Source organism: Crinalium epipsammum PCC 9333, from assembly GCF_000317495.1.
Lineage (GTDB): Bacteria > Cyanobacteriota > Cyanobacteriia > Cyanobacteriales > PCC-9333 > Crinalium > Crinalium epipsammum.
This window is the reverse complement of sequence record NC_019753.1, coordinates 2,084,292-2,106,613: the sequence shown is the minus strand read 5'-3', so window position 1 is coordinate 2,106,613 and position 22,322 is coordinate 2,084,292. Positions and strand designations below refer to the sequence as shown.

Genomic DNA, 22,322 nt, shown 5'->3' with positions numbered 1-22,322 from the left:
CCTAATTAAAATTAGTTTATTAATATTAGAAAATGACTCGTGTAATCGGTTTGATCAGTGGTACGTCTGTAGATGGAATTGATGCAGCTTTAGTAGAAATTAGTGGTAAAGAGGTAGATTTAAAGGTAGAGCTTTTAGCTGGATCGACTTATCCTTACCCACCTAGCCTGAGACAACAAATTTTGGATGTCTGCGCGGGGAAAGCTATTTCTATGGCAGAATTTGCAGAACTGGATGATGCGATCGCATACGAATTTGCTGCTTCTGCCCAAGCTATTCAAGTTAACCACAATAACGCTCAATTAATTGGCTCACACGGGCAAACCGTCTTTCATCGACCTTTAAAGCAACAATCCCCAGCATCTCCTGCTATCAACATGGCATATAGCTTACAACTAGGTAGGGGTGCTTTAATTGCTGATTTAACTCATATCCCTACTGTCAGTAACTTTCGAGTAGCTGATATTGCGGCTGGTGGAGAAGGTGCGCCTTTAGTCCCTAAGATAGATGCCTGTTTACTAGGACATCCCAGTAAAACTCGCTGTATTCAAAATATAGGGGGAATTGGCAATGTTGCTTATTTACCAGCAACAAATAACAGTGAAAATGTAAATATTTCTGGTTGGGATACTGGTCCTGGAAATACTTTATTAGATTTAGCAGTACAGCAGTTAAGCGACGGTAGCCAAACCTATGACAAAGATGGTAATTGGGCGGCTACGGGAACTCCCTGCGATGCTTTAGTTCAGCAGTGGCTAACTCAAGAATACTTCCAAATTACTCCTCCCAAATCCACTGGTAGAGAGCATTTTGGCGGAGAATATTTACAGCAATGTTTAGCTGATGCTGATGGCTATAATCTCAGTCCAGCCGATTTGTTAGCAACACTGACAGAGCTTACAGTTGCATCAATTGTTCACAGCTACCGCAACTTTCTACCCCAAATGCCAGATGAGGTGTTACTGTGTGGCGGTGGTAGTCGCAATCTTTATTTAAAACAACGCTTGCAAGCGCAGATTGATCCGATATCAGTATTAACCACCGATGAAGCGGGTGTGAGTGCAGATTTTAAAGAAGCGATCGCCTTTGCAGTTTTAGCTTATTGGCATCAATTAGGCATTACTGGTAACATAATTCAAGCTACAGGTGCGAGACAACCCGCCATACTTGGGGAGCTTCATCTACCTATTGAGTAACTGTTGTTGCATAAGTCGAATTAATTCAGTTTTTACCCTAAGTTAATCTGTGTCGATATGCGTTTTTATTAAGCAAAATCAAAATTCTAAGAGCTATAGTGAGTACGGTTTTAAGGATATAATTTAAAAATGGTAATGAAGTAAACAGCCGAGCGCCATTTTGCCTGAAAGTTAAATTCTTCAATTCCCACTCAATCAAAAACCGTAAAGCAACAAAACAAGATACCGATCTTTCTTGCCAGATACATCTATTCTTAAGCGAATAGAAAATTATCAATCGGCAGTGTTCGATATTCGCTCATCAGGTAATTATCGTGGCACACTCGTTTTTAATGGAACCAGGACGCTGGACGCTTCAGGGCAATTGGCTGGAGCGTGATCAAATGCCAATAAGTGTCAAAGGCAAAACATTAGTAGCTTGGGGACGCGAAAACTGGTACACGATGGTTACTAAGCTAGTATTTCCTGATGGTGAACGCGATGAAATCTCCTTCCAATACAAAGGACATCTTGATATGGGGGAGCGTCAATATACTTTTGTACTACAGCATAGCCTTTTAGGTCGTGTTGAAGGGGAAGGTTGGGTAGCTCCAGAATCAATTGTGCAACGCTATTGGGTGCTAGGCGATCGCCAACGACGAAACGGCTTTGAAACATTTTATCGCTTGAATGACAATACCTATTATTTATCAAGTGGCATCATCGCAGTTAATAACTTAACAAGCGCGATGGAAGTTACTCTAGAGCGACAGAGAGAATAAAAATAAGATAATTAAAGAGTGATAATTTCTATTGTTAGTCACGATCAGGCATCTACCATCAGCTTGGGAGTTAAGGTAGGGCTACGATCACGCCCTTGTATAACTGCTCCAAGATATATCGGGGCAGAAAGTTATGACTACAAATGTTAAAAAAGGTCAGTTATTAGCTAACCGCTATCAACTGCTAGAGTTGGTAGGCAAAGGTTCAATGGGCGAGGTATATCAAGCTAACGATATATTACTTGGAGGCGTAAGCGTCGCCGTTAAGTTTCTCTCCCAAGCAGTTTTGAATCAAACAAAACGCGATCGCTTTCAGCGCGAAGCTACTATCTGTGCTTTGTTAGGTGAAACGAGTGTTCATATTGTTCGAGTTAAAGATTATGGCTTAAACGAAAGAGAAATTCCTTTCTATGTCATGGAATATCTCCAAGGAGAAAGCTTAAGGGCTATTATCAAACCCCAACCTCTTCCCTTACCACGATTTCTTAATTTATCTCGTCAAATTTGTTTAGGGCTACAGTGCGCTCATCAAGGTATCCTGATTAACGGTAATCTCTCCCCAATTATTCATCGGGATATTAAACCTAGTAACATTTTGATCCTTCAAGATCAAACTTTAGGAGAATTAGCCAAAATTCTCGATTTTGGCATTGCCCAGCTTGAATCAGATATCATCAAACCTAGATCATTTATGGGTACTCCTGCATATTGTTCACCAGAACAAATGGCAGGCAAAGACTTAGACAATCGCTCAGATATTTATAGTCTGGGTGTGATGATGTTTGAAATGTTGACTGGTGAAAAACCAATTAAAGCACAGGTAAATTCACTTCCAGCTTGGCAAAAAGCTCATCAAACCCAAATTCCTAGTTTTGAATCTATCACATCTGATCTTAAATTGCCCAAATTGCAAGATTTAGTAATGAGTTGTCTTGCTAAATCGCCAAGCGATCGCCCCGAAAGTGTTACCGAAATATTAAGAGAATTAGTATCTCTTGAGAAAAAAATTGTCGCTCAACAACCCTCACAGCACGAAGACGCTATTATTACCCAGCCACCGCCCACCACTGCACAAAAAATAAAATTTACCCAGGCATTTGACGAAATATTTTGGGCTACTTCCTGGCCAAAGGATAAACCTCAAGCCGAAATTGTATTTCCCCATATACTACACAATAACCAGCAGTCATTTGCAACGCTTTGGGTAATGTTTCCCCAAGAAGAAATTAAAAAACGTTTACTTAGCACTCGCTACAACCAATTTTTATTTTTGGTATCCCCTCATCCAATGATTTTGTGGATTACTACTCTATACACAAGAGAACACGGCGCTCGTTGGCTTCCATGCTATCTAGATCTCAAAACATCACTAGGACATAAAATTACTCGACTTTTAGCAGAAACTGGTCGATATCAAATTTTACTTTTTGCTCTTGAACAACCCTCACGTTGTAGCCAAGTTTTGACTGCAACAATTGCCCCTGCTCAGTGTAAATTGTTAGAAAGTTGGGCTAATATGAGCAATACAACATTTTCAATATCTGACGGGCAAATGAGTAAAAAACTGCTCAAACAAGAGTTGGATAAACTTAAACCTAAAATTTTAATGAAACTGTCAGCTACTCAAACTGAATCGCCTAGAGATATTTCAGGATAAATAATCTAATAATTTAAATTAATTCAATTAAATAATGTTTTTAACGTTACAGTTAAAAAATTTAGCAATTCTAATTCAATCAAATCAGCAAAACTAATCTATTTAGTTGACGCCCCAACAGCCCCAGCTTTTTTCCTTACCGGAACCAAGCTAGAGAAGGAGGTCGCCCACCATATAGGAGGGTCTACTCAAAATGGGAATTGGGTTCTAAACCCCATTGGTGCTTGAGTAGATTTTTATATGTTTCTTCACGCATCATCATTTGTTTATATAACTGCACTAAAAATTGTTGTGCTTGTTCATGACTCATATGCTCCACTTGGGTTTCAAAGGAACGGATACTAAATTGTTGTTCTAAGGATAGTTCAATTGGCTGAGACATAATTAGCTCCTACTAAAGAGAGAAACTAGAGTGAATTAGTTGAAAAGCACAGAAGTAAAGGGTTTAGCAGTGGTGGGCTACTGATGTGTACCTCTGTATTAAGAAAGATAACAATTGTTTGACAAAATTGCACTCCTTCTAAATGGGTAATCATGATAAACCAAAAGATGTAAAAAACCCTGGAAAAGTTTCCTAGCCTTAGCTAGGGATACCAAGTCGGGGTAATTCAAGAGATAGAGAACGCAAAGTAGTTAAACAGCGACAGACAATAGTAAATATCAGCGCTCAACTTTCCTTGCGTTAGCTCCCAAGACTTAACCAAGCTCGGTATAACGTAGTTGTAACAGCTACCAACCACCAAAATTGCTCAAAACGAACAGTTTAAGTATAAATACTCATAACCAGGCAAATTGCTATAGATACCACATTGATAGCGAAAAATTCCCCCTCCCTGTGGGCGGGGAGGGGGGTGGAGTTTTACAATTAATTAGGTTGACCTACTTAGCAATTGATTAGTAATGGCAGCTTAATTACTCAATGGCAACGATCACAACTGTGATATTGTCTCGACCACCGTTTTGTTTAGCACCATTAATTAGAGCAACAGCAGCTTGCTCACAGTCAGAGTTAGATTCAAGGTAGGAACTAATCGCAGAATCAGTAAGTTCTTCTGTAAGCCCATCACTACAGAGTAGAATGCGATCGCCTACCGTTAAATCTATTGATTGCACATCAATTTGATAAATATCTTTACGACCTAAACATTGAGACAATACGTGCCGCCAAGGGTGAACACGAGACTGCTCTTTCGTTAGTTCACCAGCCTTAATCGCTCGCGCTACCCAAGTATGATCTTCAGTAACCTGCTCTAAATTAGAATCTCGTAGGCGATATAAACGAGAGTCACCTACATGGGCATACCAAGGCTGATCATGACGGAACATTACCATCACAGCCGTAGTACCCATTTCTGAGCGTTCTGGATGATCATATTGGTCTTGTAAAATAGCCTGATTTGCGTCTAAAAACGCCTGATGTAATAACTTTGGTGATTCCTCAGCAGAATCCCAATATTTATCCAAAAACTGATAAATTGTCGTTGTAGCTATTCGACTTGCCTCTTGACCGCCTGCGTGTCCGCCCATGCCATCAGCAACTATAAAAAATCTTCCCTCTGGGTCGATATAAAAATCATCCTGGTTGGTACTCCTAACTACCCCCGGATCAGTACGACCCGTGAAACGAAATATCATAAATCCTCGCTTGCCTGTTGAAACTATAGGGGAATTAAAACATAGCTTTTGACTGTAAGCTGCTATATTGGCTTTTAGCTTTAAGTTTAAGGCTAACGAGTTGCGATCATGAGCGCGATCGCGATTAAAAAGTACGATCAAATTTGTCCAAGCGCATTAGCAGACGAATGAGAATTACTAATAAGCTAACTGCAATAAAAGCCACAACTCCAGCCAGCCAAACATAATTATTAACCAGCAGGATAGTAGCTGACAGCGTAAAAGTCCCGATCAGTAGAGTATAGTTAGTTCCCAACTGAACGCTGCTAATACGCCTCAAAACGCGGTCTGTCTCAGTAGACCGCACACGCACCCGCAAATCTCCCCGTTCTAATTTCTCAATAGTGTCTTCAATTCGTCGAGGCAAACCCAAAGCCGTGCTACCAACCTGAGCCGCTTGCCGACCTAACTCATTCAAAAAACTTTTGCCTGTATCCGCACCATTACCATCAGTCATAATCTGCATTGCAAATGGTCTTGCAACCTCCATAAAATTAAAATCTGGATCTAAACCCTTACCTACACCCTCAAGAGTAGAAAATGCTCGCATCACAAAGGTAAAAGTTGCTGGAAACCTAAAAGGTTGATCGTAAGCAATCTCGTAGAGGTCATCACTAATTTGAGCAACCGACTGATTTTCAAACGGCTTATCCATAAAGTGATCCAGCATATACTGAACACTTCGCCGCACTGGTCCCATATCATCAACGGGAGCAAGCGCCCCTAACTCAACTAGGGATTTTACAACCCGGTCAGCATCTTTTTGAGATATGCCAAACAGGGTATCCATCAGTTTTTCACGGGTAATCGGATTAACCGTTCCCATCATGCCGAAATCATAAAAAATTAATGATCCATCTAAGTTAACAGCAATATTCCCAGGGTGAGGATCAGCATGAAAAAAGCCATCATTAAGCAGTTGGTGTAAGTAAGCTTTCGCACCGAGTTGAGCAACTAACTTACGATCTATTCCTGCTGCTTCCAATGCTTGATAGTGGCTAATTTTAATTCCTGGGAGATACTCTAAAGTTAAAACCCTTGGAGATGCGTAGCGCCAGTAAACGCGGGGTACTTTTACCCAGTCTTCCTCGCGAAAATTACGCCTAAATGTATCTGCGTTGCTACCTTCGCTAATATAATCAATTTCTTCCCACAGAATGCGGCAGCACTCTTCGTAAATGCCCAGCCAATCTCTACCACGACCCCAATTAGGATGGTTTTGAAAATAACGGGTAATTCCTTTGAGAATTTGTAAATCTATAGTGAACAGCTTCCGCAAACCTGGTCGCTGTACTTTTACCACTACCTCTTCGTCACTGTGCAAGATGGCTTTGTGAACTTGTCCTAGACTAGCGGCAGCCAAAGGCACTGGATCAAAACTACGGAAAAGTTTTGAAACTTTTTTACCTAAATCCTGCTCAATAATACGTTCCACCTGCTCATAGCTAAAGGCGGGTACTTGATCTTGCAGTTTAGTAAGTTCCTCTACATATTCTGAAGGAAATAGATCGGCGCGGGTAGAAAATAACTGACCAACTTTGATAAATGTTGGTCCTAAATCTAACAGTGTCTCGCGAATCCAAATGGCTTGTTGTTTGCGTCTCTTGGCTTGCTTGGCTTCAGTCACGCCACCTTGATAACTCCAAGATTTGCCATTTAGCCACGTGCCAGTCATTAAGGTGAAAACAAAACCCCAAATATCTACAAAGCGTCGGTGACGCGAATAATTTTCGCGATTCCACCGATAAGCTTTGTCCTTATAGGTTGTTCTTAAAGTAGTCGGTAGCGCATTGTCAAGGTGACGGTTGGGTGTAACAACGTCGTCAGGAGATACAGACACTCTTCTTTTTGGTGTGATGGTGATTATTTTTTGATTGTTAGTTATTTAAGACTAAAAAACTAACAACTTTAGACGGAGCTACTACGATAGCGTTGCAACTCAGCGCGTAAGCGGGCGACTTCTGCTCGTAGTTCGTCAATTGTGACTTGGAGATCTAAGGGTTGGGAACCATGAGGGACGATCGCTGTTGTAGTTCTTCCAGCAACAGCAGCTTCTGCTTCACGTTCGGCTCGTTCCATTACTTCCTGGGTAAATTGCCGTAACCGCTCTCTTTGTTCGGCATCAAATTTACCCAATTCACTCAAGGCATTGGTTAAAGCTTCTTCTACTTGCTCATTTATTGCTTGTGCTAAAGCTCTACCCACAAAAAAAGCATGAATTACATGGTTATTCATAAGTCAAATTTAATAGTGCGTCCGCCAAAATTATAACCTGCTTGCCTTCAAGGCTGCTTAAAAGGTGTATTTCAGCTAGTGTGTTATGGGTACTTGAGGTGTTGGTTGTGGGGTGTTTAATATCGGCCAGTTGCTACGAGGCGGAAAAGATTGTTCGGTGTGTAAAAAGGTAGAACCAGGTTCACTAGGGCGGTTTAAGCGTAGTGATAAACCGAAACCAGTGCCAAGTGCGGCGGCTATAGCGGCGGTTAAAATTAGCGATCGCACCCGCCAATTATTATCACTAGATTTTAACGATTGGTTAGTCTGAGTTCGCTGTTTTGCCTTGTCTTGCTCCTGATGTTGCCTGGAGTGTGTATTTTGAGCATCAAGCTTGTTTTCTACCTGAGAATTTACAGCTTGATCTCCATCATGCCCTAATCTTTGCGGTTGCAAGTCAACTGGCTCAGGCTGAATGACGGTATCAACAGCTTCAACAGATGTTAGTGAAGATAATACTTGCTTTTGCGAATTTACTTGCGATGATTTAGCCGCTAAATTTTGTTTGCTACGCTTACGTCGTGCGGGTGTTTCTTTTGGTAGTAGCGCCAGCCAAGCTTCTAATGTTTGAGGACGCTTTTCGGGTAATAGTTCCAACCCCCGCAGAATGGCTTGCTCGATTGCTGGATTGAGATGAGGTTGGAATTGTTTAATATCAGTTAAAGGAATGCGATCGCGTACTGAGGCGGCTACTGGTGGCTGTCTTGTTAGCAAGCAATACAAAGTCGCTGCTATAGCATAGACATCCGTTGCTGGAGTCCGCTTGATATGCGCCAAATACTTTTCTATTGGCGCAAAACCCGATGAAAGTAAACTAGCATGGGTTTGCATTACTCCCGTAGTTAACTCACAAGCAATGCCAAAGTCAGTTAATACTACTTTATGGGTTCCTGCACGGCGAATGATGTTTTGTGGTCTAATATCGCGATGCAATAACCCGCGAGAGTGTAAAACATTCACTGCTGCACATATTTGACGTATATAGTAAATTGCCTGCGGAACTGATATTTGTTGATTTGTTTCTAGTAATTCGGTAAGCGTCTGCCCTCGAATGTCTTCCATCACGAGGTAAGGAATGCCATCTTCCTCAAAATACTCTAGCAACCTTACCAAATTAGGATGCTGGCAGTTAGCGAGAATAGGCAAACCTAAATGTAATCTTTGCTTAAACTGCTCAAAATTCACATTTTGGCGCAGATTATCCGAAAATGTCTTAATAACGACAGTTTCTCCCGACTTGCTATTAGTTGCTCGGTAAGTAATCCCAAATACGCCTTTGCCCAGTTTATTGCCAAGGATGTATTTACCGTTTTGCAGGACTGCTTCAGGCGTTGAGTTCATAAATAATTCTGTCCTGTTGCCAACATACATCTTAACGGCGACAGGTAAATATTTATATCATGTTTATTTGAGAAATTGATAATTTTACAGCAGTCTAATATTTTAATCACAGGCTGAACACTGGCTTTATTTTTTTTCTGCTACTATAGCAAAACCTACAGTTTTTAGGACATTAAACGTTTTGCCAGAAATCACATTTTTTTTATATCGCAGATGTGAGCAGATAAACGCAGATGGACGCAGATATCATATAAAATTTATCGACTTTTGCAAGAGGTCTAATATATTTACATTACTCAAAATCTAATTATGAAACGGAGTTATTTTATTTCACCGGAAACCTCTCGGCTAAAAAAGCCTGAGCGTCAAAATTATTAGTTACATAACCATCTAAAGTTGCTGCTAATAATTTATCTAGAATTTGCTTGTATTGTTTTCCTGGCTGGTAGCCTAGCTGCTTTAAATCATTTCCGCTCAAGGGTGACTGAATATTAGCCAAGATAGTTAAATATTCCCAGATTGTACGGCGAATAAAACGTTTACTTTGAATTGCAATTAAAATCAAAGTTCGCAATTCATACTGACGTAATAATTGAACTATTTCACTTTTCAGCCGATTTGCTGATAAAAATTCCACAACTTGATTATGTGCATGAGCTAAATGCTGTAACCTTTGAATACTATCCATTGGTAGTTGCAGATTTTCTGCTACTTTTCCGCGATATTCTTCAGCCAAATGAGCAATTAAAACTTCCAGCCGCATTTGCCAGTGAACTAAGCTTTTACCTTGATCAAAACGTCGTAACCAGCGATCAAGTAAACGAATTTGTTTCCATAGCTGTTCGTTAAGTTCTAGTGTGGGATGTAGACATTTGAGGGCTTCCAGAGATGCCAACAATTGCAATGCTGAAGCCCAATAGGTCGCCTGCAAAATATATTTTAATTCTGCTTTAAGTCGCGTTTGTAGAGCGGGAGCTTTAGAATTTTCTAGTAGTGATCTATCATAAATTCCACTGGCGATCGCATACCTAATATATCCTTCAGTTTGCGGCTCAATTTCAAATCCCAACCGCACAGCAAAACGTACCGCACGATAAATCCGTGTGGGATCTTCAATAAAGCTGTTAGCGTGTAAAACACGAATTTGTTGCTGTTCGATATCAATTAATCCGCCAAAAAAATCCAGTAATTCACCAGTATGAGGAGGAGTAAGTCGCACAGCTAAAGCATTAATTGTAAAATCCCTGCGGTACAAATCTTGACGAATTGAACTAGCTTCAACTTCAGGGTTAGCTGCTGGATAAGGATAAAACTCTGTTCTGGCTGTGGCTATATCTACCCACAGAGAACCCAAAACTTCGTCTTTGTGCCATAGCAGTGCTGCTGTTTGAAAAGAACCGTGAACGTCTAAACGCGCTTCTGGATAAATTGTTTGTAGCGCCTTCGCTAGTTCAACACCCGCGCCAACGTCAGCAGAGCGATGAAAGCCATCTACGACTAAATCTATATCTTGTAAATAAAGTGGGGGAGGTGGGAGGGGAGGGGGGGGAAGAGTTAATTGTTTCCCTGCTGCCCTGCTTTCCTGCTTTCCTGCTATTAGTAAATCTCTAACTGCTCCCCCGACTAAATAGAGATGCCAGCCGCGCTTCTCGGCTTGCTCAGATGCTCTAGATAGGAGATTCCAGAGTTCGGGAACTAAGCGATCGCGTAGTAAATTTAAAAGTAACGGCTGAAGATTGTAACGCTCACCGTAAGACGAATTAAGGGGCAACTGTCGCTGTCTAGACTCATGCCTAGTTCCTCTGTCTTGATGTAACTGTCGTAGGACATCAGTACGGGTGACAATGCCAATTAATTGTGCATCTTCTATCACAGGTAAACGCCCAATATCGTAAGTCACCATCAATGACTCAATTTCTGGTAGCAGTGTATTCGGCTTAATTGTCTTGACATTGGTAGTCATGTAACCTTTCACAGGCGCATGACTGAAGCCGTGATGTAAAGCTAAATCAATATCTCGCCGAGAAATAATACCTACAAGTTGATGTTGCTCGTTGACAACGGATAGCCCAGAATGACCATAGCGCAGTAGTATTCGTTGAGCTTCCTCAATAGTCGTCTGAGGTCGAATTGTCCGTACTGGTGAGGACATCAACTCTCTTGCTGTTAGAGGTTGAGGAATTTGGGCTATGAATTGCTCAACCAGTTGATCAAATATATTTGCAGGTTCGGTTGTTCGCTGAGTTAAAGAAGCTGCTTGAGAATGTCCGCCTCCACCTAAAGGTTGAAATAAATCATTAAGATTAGTGTTTTCGATGCGCGATCGCCCAATTACTATTAAGCGATCTTCACCAGCATCACCTAAATGAAACACACACGCCAAAAGCAGCGCATCACTTTCTGTAATTTCTATTATTTGTGATGCTAAACTAGACAACCCTGGAATGAAAGCTGCCGTTTTAACCAGTACCCAAGAAACCGTGTAGCCAAGTACAGTTGACTTTTCTAAGTTATCTAAGGCTTCTGTTAACAAAGATTGCAGTTGCGGGGATAAACCTGGATCAATATACTCAGCAATTACCCGCGCCTGCGCCCCCTGTCCCATCAACCAAGCTAAAGCTAAAGCATCTCGCGCTGTTGCTTGCTCAAATGTCAGCGAACCCGTATCAACATGAATACCCAAAGCCATTACCGTCGCTTGGTAGGAAGTTAATTTAATTTGCCCTTGCTGTAGTTGCTCTACGATTAAAGTTGTCGTTGCGCCTACTGGCTCAATTTGAGTAAAAGTAGCTGGAATATCACTTTCGACATTGAGATGATGATCGTAAACTTGGATTGCTTCTAGATGTGGCAAATCGAACCACTCAGCAGCTTTACCAGTGCGATCGCGTAATTGAGTATCTACCACAATTAAAGAGCGAATCTGCTTGGGATTCACCGAGCGGCGTTCAATTAAAGCAAACTCATCGCGATACAAAGCCAAAAAATCTCGAACAGCAGGATGCGCCCCCCCTGTCAAGACCACCTTGGCTCCAGTTTGCAGTAGCGTTAGCCCCACAGCCGCACCCAAAGCATCAAAATCCGCCGTTGTGTGACACAAAATTAAGTCCATAGGACTTAAGCTTAAATCGGCAATCTATAATAAAACAACCCTAAATCGAAATCAGTTGGTGATATCGAGTCAATTTTTGGTAGCGTACTACTCAGGGCTGATCTAAACACCAGTTCTAACTTCTCATTCATCAATTGCTGTCTTGGGAGAATAAAAAAATGACAATCATCTTTCAACTAGCACTAACTGCTCTAGTTGCTTTATCATTCGCTATGGTTGTCGGTGTACCTGTTGCGTATGCCACTCCTCAAAACTGGGATCAATCTAAAAGCCTAATTTGGCTCGGTTCCGGTGTTTGGTTTGCTTTAGTGATTTTAGTGGGTGTTTTGAACTTCCTAGTAGTCTAGATAGAACAAGCAATCCACATTAAAATACTCAATTTTAAATAGTAGAAACACAGCCATGGCAGTTTTCGAGGGAACATTTACTCAAGACACACCTCTGCGGTTTGCAATCATCATTGCTCGATTTAACGACCTAGTGACGGGTAAACTCTTGGAGGGGTGTCAAGATTGCCTGAAACGCCACGGTATTGATGTCAACCCCCAAGGCACTCAAGTCGATTATGTTTGGGTTCCTGGTAGTTTTGAGGTTCCCCTAGTGGCACGCAAGATGGCACTCACGCAACAGTACGATGCTGTGATTTGCTTGGGCGCTGTCATTAGGGGTCAAACACCTCATTTTGATTATGTCTCGTCTGAAGCTGCTAAAGGCGTTGCCGCAGTAGGCTTTCAAACTGGTGTGCCAGTGATTTTTGGGATCTTAACCACTGATACCATGCAACAAGCATTGGAAAGAGCAGGTATTAAGGGTAATCATGGCTGGGAATATGCCATGAATGCTTTGGAAATGGCTAGTTTAATGCGTCAAATTAACAGCCGGGTTTCAACTCCCAACTATCCTGTATATCCACCAAGTGCTGTTGAACCCCCAGCACTTCCAATTACTCCCCAACATAGTGTCAAAACAGTTACAAGTGAAAGTTTGAGCGAATAACACTCCCTCTGATGAAGCAAGACAAGAAGCTGATAGGGGAGCGCGAATCACCAACATAGCCTCCTTCCCTGCTAGGGAAGGGGGAATTTCAAAGAATAAATCTACCCGTTTAGACAACATACATCAGGTTAAAATTTCGATATTTATAGTTGACAAAAGCGGAAAATTGTGAAATTATAAAAGATGTCAGTGATTTGCGGGTATAGCTCAGTGGTAGAGCGCAACCTTGCCAAGGTTGATGTCGCGCGTTCGAATCGCGTTACCCGCTTTTAGAATAAAATATAAACAATCGAAATTCCTCCTGGGCAGGTTAGCTATCTTTCCTATAAAAAAATCTAGCTTAAGGTTAAAAATGCTAAAATTAGGCTAAAAACCTGTAAAAGAATTAAAATTAGGTAGCTTAAGCTCAAAACAGGTGAGTAGCTACTGATGAAATTTCAGCAACACACCTTTTCAGCTAATTAATAAAAATCTATTTTTTTTTGCTACCGCTTGTGCGATCTCAGAAAGCTCAGAAAATTGATTTAAATACTGAGTACCCATGCCCCTGTGGGCGGCGCGCTCGTCTGCTACCGATTACGCTGACAGAAGCATTTGGTTGCAATCGCTGTCAGCAAATCTTTGTAGTAGAAGATGATGGGTATGTGATTGAGCAACTTTCCACAAGCTATCCATACAAACGAGCATGGCGCTGGATGGGTAGTCGTTGGAGTACCGCTCATTCTGGTGTTCGGGAAAGTTACTTACCCGTAGCGGTAGGAATTATTGTGGTATTGTTGATTGTTTGGCTACCTCTAGCACTGCGATCGACTGCTGGTTCTAGTGTGATTTTGTGGGCATTGTTAGCTTTGCTGCTAGCGGTACTACCAGCAATCATGGTCTGGCTGGCTTACCGACGTTAACTTGATGGAAACTAATAATTATAGTCCTGCGTTTGATCCTTACAGTGCTGTTCGCAGTGCTTACCAAGCTTCTGTAGAATTAGCAACTACTAAGGGTATAGAACGCAGTCGTGGTGTTCAAGCGATGGCGCAGGCGCTCCAGAAGGCATTTGATGACATTCTGGAGGCTAATACTCTAGATTTAGAAGCTAGCCGAGAAATGGCAGTTCCAGATTTGCTTTTGGAGTGGCTAAAACTAACACCAGAGCGACTACAGACAACTATTCAAATTTTGCAGCGAATTGGGGAGTTATCCGATCCGATCCGCCGGGTGATGAATGCTTCCTATCAATTGGAACACTCTCAAACTTACAGCCAATTGATGCCTTTAGGGGTGATTGCTTTAATTTATGAGGCATTTCCTGATTTGGGTGCGATCGCCGCAGGTTTATGCCTTAAAACTGGAAATAGCCTGATTCTTCGCGGTGGTTCCGAAGCCAGCCACTCTAATAGTGTAATTGCCCAGGCGCTTAAGTCGGCATTGGATAAAACTGGTTTACCTGTCACATCTCTAGAGCTATTACCTAGCGAACAAGGTGCGTCAATTCGTGACTTAATTACTCAAGACAAATATATTAATTTGGTTATTCCCTACGGACGACCTAATTTAGTGCAGCAGGTGGTACAGCAAGCAACTGCACCTGTATTAAAGTCAGCGATGGGAAACTGTTATTTGTATTGGTCTCCTAATGGTAGTTTAGAGATGGCTCGGTGGGTAATTACCGATAGTCATGCGAGTGAACCAGATCCAGTTAATGCGATCGAGAAGGTAATTATTCATCGCGATCAAAAGCCTTCTTCTTTAATTATGTTGTGGAATAGTTTGAAGGAAAAAGGCTTTGAACTACGCGGCGATCCTATTTTATGCTCTGATTTTCCCGATCAGTTGATTACAGCTAAAGATGCTGAGTGGAGTCAAGCTTATTTAAAGAAAATTGTCGCTTTTAAAGTAGTAGATAGTATTAAATCAGGAATTTCTTGGATTAATCACTATAGTAGCGGTCACGCTAATTGTTTAGTTACAGAGTCTTACCAAGAAAGTCGGCAGTTTGCTTTAGGTGTTGATAGCTCAACTATTTATATCAATTCTTCTCCACGATTTGAACGTAATCCTCAGCGAGGAGATGCTGTATTCCTGGGTATGTCTAACCAAAAAGGTCATCGACGGGGATTGATCAGTTTGGAAACTTTAACGACAGTTAAGCAGATCGTACAAGGGAATGGGCAATTTTAAAATTACTAGGACTTAGGCAAGATCAAGCAGGAAAGATATTAGACTTGTCTGGAAAATAGTAACGCTGACAAATTATAGCAGGAGTCAGGAGTCAGGAGTCAGAATTCAAGCCATTACTGTGACTGGATTTGAGACCACCCTTGAATGCACTAACACGGGCGGTTGCTATATTTGAAAGTTGCATTGCTTAAGAAAGATACACAGAGAAGCGGCGAAGTTGGTGGTTCCCCGTATTTTTTAAATCGGGGTGGAAAACGAGTCAGGCTATTTTAATAGCCGTGACAGTTGCAGTTTAGAGGTTTATTTCCGTATTTATTCTTGCATTTTTCCTTGATATTTTTAACAAGAATATTTATAATCAAGTTAAGTATAATACAGGTTTAGGAGGTGATTCAAGAGTGGCAAAAAGCAAGACTTTATCCTTTATAGCTGAGATTTTATTGATTGTTGATAGCAAACAAGGATCAGAGTTAAAAAGCCGTTTTCAAGCAGCTAGACAGCTATATAATGCTTGTCTAAATGAAGCAATGGTTAGGATGGAGTTAGTACGCAAATCTGAAGTCTATCAAACAGCTAAGAAACTGCCAAGAGAACAGAAAAAGCAACGTTCTACTATGTTCTCTGAAGCTAGGGCGTTATATAGATACTCAGATTACGACCTGCAAAGTTACGCCACATTAGTTAGTAATAAATCCTCGTGGATTGCTAAAAAAATAGATTCAAATACCCAACAAACAATAGCGACTCGTGCTTTCAGAGCTAGTGAAAAAGTCTTTTTTGGACTAGCCAAAAAAGTTAGATTTAAAATTGTCAGTAGATTTAGATCTGTTGAAGGTAAGTCTAACAAACAAGGTTTGCGCTGGAAAGATAATCAATTAGTTTGGGGTAAGCTTAAACTTAATCCAATTATTGATAAATCTAATCCAGTAATTCAACATGGCTTAAGCTGTCGTGTTAAATATGTGCGTTTGTTGTGGAAGGAAATTAATGGCAAATGTCGTTGGTTTGTCCAATTAATTAATGAGGGAGTACCATACCAAAAACCACAGAACTATGTATCTAATGGTGTTGTGGGTTTAGACCTCAATATTTCTAACATTGCCTTTGTAAGTGACAATCACGCTGGTTTATTACCTTTTGCTGAAAATGTTCCAACGTTTACCAAAGAAATAACTAAGCTGCAAAGAAAGATGCAGCGTTCTCAAAGAGTTAATAATCCGAATAATTATGAAGCGGATTTTTTAGCTAAAAAGGGACGTAAAGCAGTTGTTAAAAAAGGTAAGGTTAAAAAAGGCAGTCGGAACTGGAAAAATTCTAATAACTACAGAAAAACTGCCCAAAAGAAACGTGAATTAGAAAGACGCAAAACCGCTTATGCTAAGTCTCAAAATAGAAAATTAGTTAACGAGATTTTAAGACATGGTAATGTAATCAAAACAGAAAAAATTTCAGTTAAGGGATGGCAGAAACGTTACGGTAAAGCTATTTCTGCTAAGTCACCAGGTTTTGTACAATCGGAATTGAAGCGTAAGGCTGAAAGTGCTAACGGTCAATTCATCACTTTTTCTACTCAGAAGACTGCACTATCTCAAACTCATTTAGACGGTACTCGTATCAAAAAATCACTGTCTCAAAGAGTTCATAGAGATGTAACAGGAATTGTTATGCACAGAGATATATTTAGTGCATATCTGAGTAGATACGTTAATGAGGATGATACGTTGTCATTGCAGGATGCTGTAAACGAGTATCCAGGGTTGGAGTCAATCTTATGGTCGGCATGGCAACAATATCAAATAAACTGCGAACAAGTAAGCGAGTCCGAAAGTAGGCTATCTCATTTATCCTTAGAGCAGTTCGACCTAAAAGCTAAAACCGTTAACCAGATAGCTGTAATGGGCGAAAAGTTAACGCAATCTTTGCCTGAATCCACGTTACTTTAGTACGTGGAGTGGCTCAAAATTTAATTCAACAATCTCAAGAAATAAGTCATGGAAACATCTAGCCTACTTAATTCTCCTTGTGCAACCACACAAAACTGGAGACTAAAACCAGGTTATTTGAGTGAAGGCAGTTCAGATTTTGAGTCTGTTCACATTTTAATGGGTCGTTTCTTAGCAGATAGAACATCTGTTGATCCATTGGCAGAAAAAGAACTATTTGCTAGTGATGGCATCTTTGAGTGGGGACACGCCCAGCCTTTAGAGAAAGTGATAAATTCACAGTCAGATTTAGAGTTTTTGCTCAAGAATCCCAGTTTGTTTCGCAATTCAATAACTATCATTGAACCTTGGGAACACGTGGGCGCTAATGCTCTGGGTGAAGATGTTCGGGCTTCCAGAAACGTTGCTTTTATTGCTCAGAAAGTTGCCGATATGGACTCCATATTGTTGCCTGTTTGGTCTAGTGGTGTCCTTGATTTAGAAATAGTCGTTCCGGCAATTACTTCTGGTTATGCAGTGATAGTGGAAGGTGGCGATCCGTCAACCTACGATGCTTCAACTTGGACAAGTCCAGCTTGTTCGCGATCAGATATGTTTGCATTAGTAGAAAAATTATTAATTTCGCGATCGCCTACCAGTGCGCCTGCAATCTTCATCTGTGTAGGGCATCAATTAGCGGCTGAATGTCAGATCCGGCTCATCCGTCGAGCAGTCAAAGAAGTTTTGAGCATTACATCTTTGGCTCGCGACAACGAAGGTATTGCCCTGCGATCGCTACAAGAAGTATGCCAGCGCATCGAAGCGATGGGCAAGACACTCCAAGTCAAAAAGCGTGATGGGCGCACTGTTGCCACTGGCTGGAATGATGAGCATTTTTCCGTGACGCGCAATGAATCCAAAGAAGTAGGCGATCGCGTCTTGTTACCGTATCAGTCCCCCGACGGGGATGCTTTAGGTATTCCTTGGGAAATTATTCATGCTCACGATGTCACGGCTGACGCACATGAAGGCGTGATTGACACCACGATTCAATATGAGCGTGAAGTATCAATTTCGATGTTTCACTCCGATGAAGTCAACGAAGAAGCAATACTGTTTGCTAACTGGGCTTTCCGTAGTATTCATGATGCGATCGTTCCTTATCGGCACGTGATAGCTGGAAGTTCTGTATCATGGTTGATACAACTACCTGATTCTATAGAAATTCTCTGTTCAACAGCAGTCGAGGGTGAAATAGTTACAGAATGTTCCGCTACGTGCATTAACTACAAAGACTTTGAAACGAAGAAAATTCGACGCTCATTTACTTGCCAGTTTCATCCAGAACTACTTTCCGATCTGCGGGCGATCGGTAACAGTGAAGCTCCATCTTATTCAACATTAAAAAATGATGATGGTGTCCGCTTGTTTGTACGACTGCTTTATGCAGGAATGCAAGAGTAACGCTATTAGCTTGCCCCCCGCCAATTAGTATTCAATAATCTTAAAAATGGTCGGCGGGGTGATCGCACTTCCTCTAGTCTTCCCGACAAGGTTAATTACTAGAGGAAAATATAAGCTATGTAGAGCAAGGGCTTCAGTCTCCAATGACAAGATACCTCCTAAAGTTCTTCCAGCTTTAGATCGTCAATATAGAGTAAGAATAAGCCCAGAAAGATTGTCAGTAGCGATCGCCAAAATGGCTGCATGGGGATGTCCCAGATCAACCCCCAAATACCACACCAGGAAAGTATAATTGCGATGAGCGTATAGATGGTTGATAGGTTTGGATATCTAATTTTGAAGTAGTGAAAGACCTTTTCCCTAGAATTCATGTCTTCAACAGCTTTTTGTGAAGGAGTTTTTTTCATCAATAGCAGCTCCTGCAAGGATAGATCGTCCAATAGGAGCATTAATAAACCGAGGATTAACAAGCTCAGGTGACGAAGAGCTACTTCTAGAGAAAAATCAGGGGTGAGATCTGCAATCAAATTCGCTTTGCGCGCCCATGAGTCCGAGAGCAGGATCATACCACTCCAGATGGCAATTACATTAGTTGTTACATATAAGGTGTGGAGGTTTGAATATTTGTGCTTCAGTGTATCGAAGAACCTCTGTCTCCGACTAGGGCGACTGGAGCGTCCTTCTTGAAGTTCTGAAATTGCTGATTCGATAGGTTCTTTAAAGTCCATGATACATTTTGGCGAATATATATTAATCCTCCTCTATTAAATTACGCTGCCGATGAAGTAGGCGTAGAAACAGCACCACAGCCTCAAGCCGTTGCCTTGGTTTAGAGCGATCGCTAATACCTCGCCAAAGAACTTATGACATCAAGCTGGAAAATGGGCGGGGCGATCGCATTAACCATTTAATTTACGGCAATGTGGTAAGATGTCTCAAAAACGCCACGAAAGAGACTTAATTTCCAGATAACTTCAAAGCCGCCGTCACAGGCGAAATTTCTATGAGGCTAACCTATTAATGGTTGTTAAATACGATTTTGTTCTGGTCATATTTTCCATAATTATTGCCATTTTTGCCTCATATACGACCTTAGAATTAACCGGGAGAATGACTCCCAAAAACGGTAAAAATATTCGTTTAGGTTGGTTAATTGGTGGTTCCTTGACAATGGGAACAGGCATTTGGGCAATGCACTTTATAGCAATGCTGGCTTATCACCTGCCAGTATCAATCGGCTACGATTTCCCCATTGTAATACTCTCTTGGGTTGCCGCAGTTATTGCATCTGGTATCGCTTTCTACAGCTTGCATCGAGGTTTTGCACACTGGTTCTCGTTGTTAATCCCTGGTATCCTCATGGGGTCTGGGATTGGAAGTATGCATTATATCGGCATGGCAGCGATGCGAGTACCTGCCAAAATGCACTTTAATTACTCAATTGTGGGACTGTCTGTCTTAGTTGCAGTTACTGGTTCGATTGCAGCCTTACTGATTGTAGAGTACCTACAAAAAAAACCAGAGCGGGAATTGCTGAAATTAGCCAGCGCCGTATTAATGGGAGGAGTAATCAGTGGAATGCACTATACGGGCATGGCAGCCGCAAATTTCACGGAAATTGACCAGGCGATCGCCTCATTGCCAATGCTGGAAGATACTACCTTGCAATACATGACTGGCGTAGTTTCCATCCTGATTCTCGGCATAGCCATTTTAGCATCGCTCAACGACCAAAAGCGAGAACTATTAACCACGATTCTGGAACTGAAACAAACACAAACTCGGTTAGCAGTATCGGAAACCGAAATTCTCCGCATGGGCGCAGAACTGAATGTGGCTCGTCAGATGCAGCAAATGATTCTGCCTAACGCTGATGAACTAGAAATTGACGGACTAGATCTCGCCGGATACATGGACGCGGCTGATGAAGTTGGAGGTGACTATTATGATGTCTTAAACACTGATGGCATTGTCACCCTTGGCATCGGTGATGTCACTGGACATGGACTAGAAAGCGGCATTTTGATGTTAATGGCGCAAACAGCAGTCCGTACCCTCAATGAGATCCGCGAACTAGATCCAGTGCGGTTTCTAGATGTAATCAACCGCACCCTCTACAAAAACGTCCAGCGCATGAACTCCGATAAAAGTCTCACCCTGGCGATTTTAAATTACTCACAAGGACGGGTCAGCATTAGCGGTCAGCACGAAGAAACAATTATTGTGCGCCAAGGTGGAGAAATTGAACGAGTAGACATGATGGATTTAGGTCTACCTATTGCCCTCGACGATGACATTGTAGACTTTATCAATCACATTTCCATTGAGCTACATCCTGGAGATGGTGTAGTGCTATATACAGATGGTATTCCCGAAGCCAAAGATATTAACAAAAAACAGTATGGTGTGGAACAAATGTGTGAAATTATTAGCCAAAACTGGCATTTTTCCGCACAAGAAATCAAACAAGCAGTAATAGACGATTTACGGCGACATATTGGTACTCAAAAAGTGTTTGATGATATTACGCTGTTAGTTTTGAAGCGAACGGAAGTGGGTGTAGAAAAAGAGTCACAGCCTCAAGCACTCGCATTGGTATAGAAGCGATCGCCTATACAGCCGAAAAATGTTTGGGTGAGTAAACATCTTTGATGACCTCACCTTCACCCTAAAAACTTAAAACTTGTTGAGGATTTAACTAGCTATGTCTCAAATATTTGGAAATTTTGTGGAAAGCTTTCCCCCCGAACAGGATTCTTTGGAATTAACCTTTACTCCCAATTCCCTTCCCATTAAAAAGCGCTGGCGCAGTAATCGACTATCGGCTCATTTCATAGCAGATTATTTTTCCAATTTTCTTCCGGTAGATGAGGAAGACCCCACCCATGAACGTCGGATTAAAGAAAGTAAAGGAGCCGTCAGCTATGTGGCTAATGAATTATTAGAAAATGCCATGAAATTTAATAATCCCACAAGTAAATTCAAAATTAAATTTGGTATTCATTTTATTGAAGAATTTGAAGTTACAGCCGTGATTTTCGCTACCAACAGTGTGAATGCTGAAGGGTTGGAGAAATTTCAGAGATTTATTCAGGAACTCTTGTCGTCCGATCCAGAAGAACTGTACGTGCAACAGATAGAAAAAAGTACAGAAGAGGAAAATAGTGAAGCATCAGGTTTAGGATTTTTAACAATGATCAATGATTATTCAGCAAAGCTAGGCTGGAAATTTGAAATAGTTCAAGAAGATCCTAAAATACTTACTGTGACGACAATGGCACTTGTTCCAATCTAGTTACCAGTTTCTTACCCAGTCAAATTAAAATTATTCATCAAGGAGACAAATAATAGTGGCAACTCAAGAAATTAAAGGTGAAGACTACATCGTTGAATTCGATCCTGATTCTTTTAGCGTTAACTTCCAAGGTGAACTTAGCCTGGGTGGACCTACAGATTATGCTCCGATTACCAACTTACTAAATGAAGTGGCTGAGTCTGAACCAGAAACAATGACGCTTGATTTGAGAAAATTGGAATTTGTCAATAGTTCTGGCATCAGTATGTTATCTAAATTTGTTCTGAGTATGCGAAAAAAGAAAGGAGTTCAGTTAGTCGTTTTGGGATCAAATGATATGCCCTGGCAAGGAAAATCTTTGAAAAATTTAGAGAAATTGTTGCCGGGACTGAAGTTAGAAATTGAGTAAATTAGTATTTCAAGTTTTGATTGACAGTTGGCTTAATGGGGTATTT

Annotated in this window: 18 protein-coding genes, 1 tRNA gene and 2 pseudogenes; 14 read left to right on the top strand and 7 right to left on the bottom strand. The window is 41.2% G+C overall.

The window, feature by feature from the left end; translation table 11 throughout:
• The first annotated feature begins 32 nt into the window (after positions 1-32).
• The 3 genes from CRI9333_RS09030 to CRI9333_RS09020 all read left to right on the top strand — a co-directional run bounded on the left by CRI9333_RS09030 (position 33) and on the right by CRI9333_RS09020 (position 3,614).
• Positions 33-1,196, top strand: coding sequence for an anhydro-N-acetylmuramic acid kinase (locus CRI9333_RS09030; RefSeq protein WP_015202857.1), 1,164 nt, complete (start codon positions 33-35; stop codon positions 1,194-1,196).
• A 314-nt stretch (positions 1,197-1,510) separates the two neighbouring features.
• Entirely contained in the window at positions 1,511-1,957 is a 447-nt protein-coding gene (locus CRI9333_RS09025; protein WP_041226000.1) for a hypothetical protein, read from the top strand.
• 133 nt (positions 1,958-2,090) lie between these two features.
• The gene (locus CRI9333_RS09020) at positions 2,091-3,614 is read left to right on the top strand and encodes a serine/threonine protein kinase (RefSeq protein ID WP_015202855.1); all 1,524 of its coding nucleotides are present in this window, start codon (positions 2,091-2,093) and stop codon (positions 3,612-3,614) included.
• A gap of 184 nt (positions 3,615-3,798) precedes the next feature.
• Here CRI9333_RS09020 and CRI9333_RS09015 read toward each other — a convergent pair whose 3' ends face one another.
• From CRI9333_RS09015 to CRI9333_RS08990, 6 genes are all read right to left on the bottom strand, one after another.
• The gene (locus CRI9333_RS09015; RefSeq protein WP_015202854.1) at positions 3,799-3,996 is read right to left on the bottom strand and encodes an NblA/ycf18 family protein; all 198 of its coding nucleotides are present in this window, start codon (positions 3,994-3,996) and stop codon (positions 3,799-3,801) included.
• A 530-nt stretch (positions 3,997-4,526) separates the two neighbouring features.
• On the bottom strand, positions 4,527-5,249 hold the full coding sequence (locus CRI9333_RS09010) for a Stp1/IreP family PP2C-type Ser/Thr phosphatase (RefSeq protein ID WP_015202853.1): 723 nt from the start codon (positions 5,247-5,249) through the stop codon (positions 4,527-4,529).
• A 124-nt stretch (positions 5,250-5,373) separates the two neighbouring features.
• Positions 5,374-7,128, bottom strand: coding sequence for an ABC1 kinase family protein (locus CRI9333_RS09005; protein WP_015202852.1), 1,755 nt, complete (start codon positions 7,126-7,128; stop codon positions 5,374-5,376).
• A 68-nt stretch (positions 7,129-7,196) separates the two neighbouring features.
• Entirely contained in the window at positions 7,197-7,523 is a 327-nt protein-coding gene (locus tag CRI9333_RS09000; protein ID WP_015202851.1) for a DUF6825 family protein, read from the bottom strand.
• Between the two features lie 75 nt (positions 7,524-7,598).
• Positions 7,599-8,903: a serine/threonine protein kinase gene (locus CRI9333_RS24835; RefSeq protein WP_051035359.1), complete on the bottom strand. Its 1,305-nt coding sequence runs from the start codon at positions 8,901-8,903 to the stop codon at positions 7,599-7,601.
• A gap of 325 nt (positions 8,904-9,228) precedes the next feature.
• Positions 9,229-12,015 (bottom strand): CBS domain-containing protein, encoded by a 2,787-nt coding sequence (locus CRI9333_RS08990; protein WP_015202849.1) that lies wholly within the window; start codon positions 12,013-12,015, stop codon positions 9,229-9,231.
• 158 nt (positions 12,016-12,173) lie between these two features.
• Here CRI9333_RS08990 and psbZ point away from each other — a divergent pair, with 158 nt between their 5' ends.
• The 7 genes from psbZ to CRI9333_RS08955 all read left to right on the top strand — a co-directional run bounded on the left by psbZ (position 12,174) and on the right by CRI9333_RS08955 (position 18,572).
• Positions 12,174-12,362 carry a photosystem II reaction center protein PsbZ gene (gene psbZ / locus CRI9333_RS08985; protein ID WP_015202848.1) on the top strand — a complete coding sequence of 63 codons (189 nt, stop codon included), beginning with the start codon at positions 12,174-12,176 and terminating at the stop codon, positions 12,360-12,362.
• Positions 12,363-12,417: 55 nt separating this feature from the next.
• Complete coding sequence (ribH, locus tag CRI9333_RS08980; protein ID WP_015202847.1) at positions 12,418-13,011, top strand: 6,7-dimethyl-8-ribityllumazine synthase; 594 nt, start codon at positions 12,418-12,420, stop codon at positions 13,009-13,011.
• Between the two features lie 196 nt (positions 13,012-13,207).
• Positions 13,208-13,279 (top strand) — tRNA-Gly (locus tag CRI9333_RS08975).
• Between the two features lie 226 nt (positions 13,280-13,505).
• Positions 13,506-13,913, top strand: coding sequence for a hypothetical protein (locus CRI9333_RS08970; RefSeq protein WP_015202846.1), 408 nt, complete (start codon positions 13,506-13,508; stop codon positions 13,911-13,913).
• Between the two features lie 4 nt (positions 13,914-13,917).
• Positions 13,918-15,186: a glutamate-5-semialdehyde dehydrogenase gene (locus tag CRI9333_RS08965; RefSeq protein ID WP_015202845.1), complete on the top strand. Its 1,269-nt coding sequence runs from the start codon at positions 13,918-13,920 to the stop codon at positions 15,184-15,186.
• Between the two features lie 398 nt (positions 15,187-15,584).
• Positions 15,585-17,129, top strand: a complete 1,545-nt coding sequence (locus tag CRI9333_RS08960; RefSeq protein ID WP_015202844.1) for a transposase — start codon at positions 15,585-15,587, stop codon at positions 17,127-17,129.
• A 48-nt stretch (positions 17,130-17,177) separates the two neighbouring features.
• Positions 17,178-18,572 carry a hypothetical protein gene (locus CRI9333_RS08955; RefSeq protein WP_015202843.1) on the top strand — a complete coding sequence of 465 codons (1,395 nt, stop codon included), beginning with the start codon at positions 17,178-17,180 and terminating at the stop codon, positions 18,570-18,572.
• A gap of 158 nt (positions 18,573-18,730) precedes the next feature.
• Here CRI9333_RS08955 and CRI9333_RS08950 read toward each other — a convergent pair whose 3' ends face one another.
• On the bottom strand, positions 18,731-19,300 hold the full coding sequence (locus CRI9333_RS08950; RefSeq protein ID WP_015202842.1) for a hypothetical protein: 570 nt from the start codon (positions 19,298-19,300) through the stop codon (positions 18,731-18,733).
• Positions 19,301-19,592: 292 nt separating this feature from the next.
• Between CRI9333_RS08950 and CRI9333_RS28085 the strand changes: the two are divergent.
• From CRI9333_RS28085 to CRI9333_RS08935, 4 genes and pseudogenes are all read left to right on the top strand, one after another.
• A pseudogene (locus CRI9333_RS28085) lies at positions 19,593-20,081 on the top strand (MHYT domain-containing protein); the annotation flags it as partial.
• Between the two features lie 294 nt (positions 20,082-20,375).
• Positions 20,376-21,173, top strand: a pseudogene (locus CRI9333_RS27700) (PP2C family protein-serine/threonine phosphatase); the annotation flags it as partial.
• Positions 21,174-21,276: 103 nt separating this feature from the next.
• The gene (locus CRI9333_RS08940) at positions 21,277-21,867 is read left to right on the top strand and encodes a DUF6272 family protein (protein WP_015202840.1); all 591 of its coding nucleotides are present in this window, start codon (positions 21,277-21,279) and stop codon (positions 21,865-21,867) included.
• A 55-nt stretch (positions 21,868-21,922) separates the two neighbouring features.
• On the top strand, positions 21,923-22,276 hold the full coding sequence (locus CRI9333_RS08935) for a slr1659 superfamily regulator (RefSeq protein ID WP_015202839.1): 354 nt from the start codon (positions 21,923-21,925) through the stop codon (positions 22,274-22,276).
• Positions 22,277-22,322: the final 46 nt, after the last annotated feature.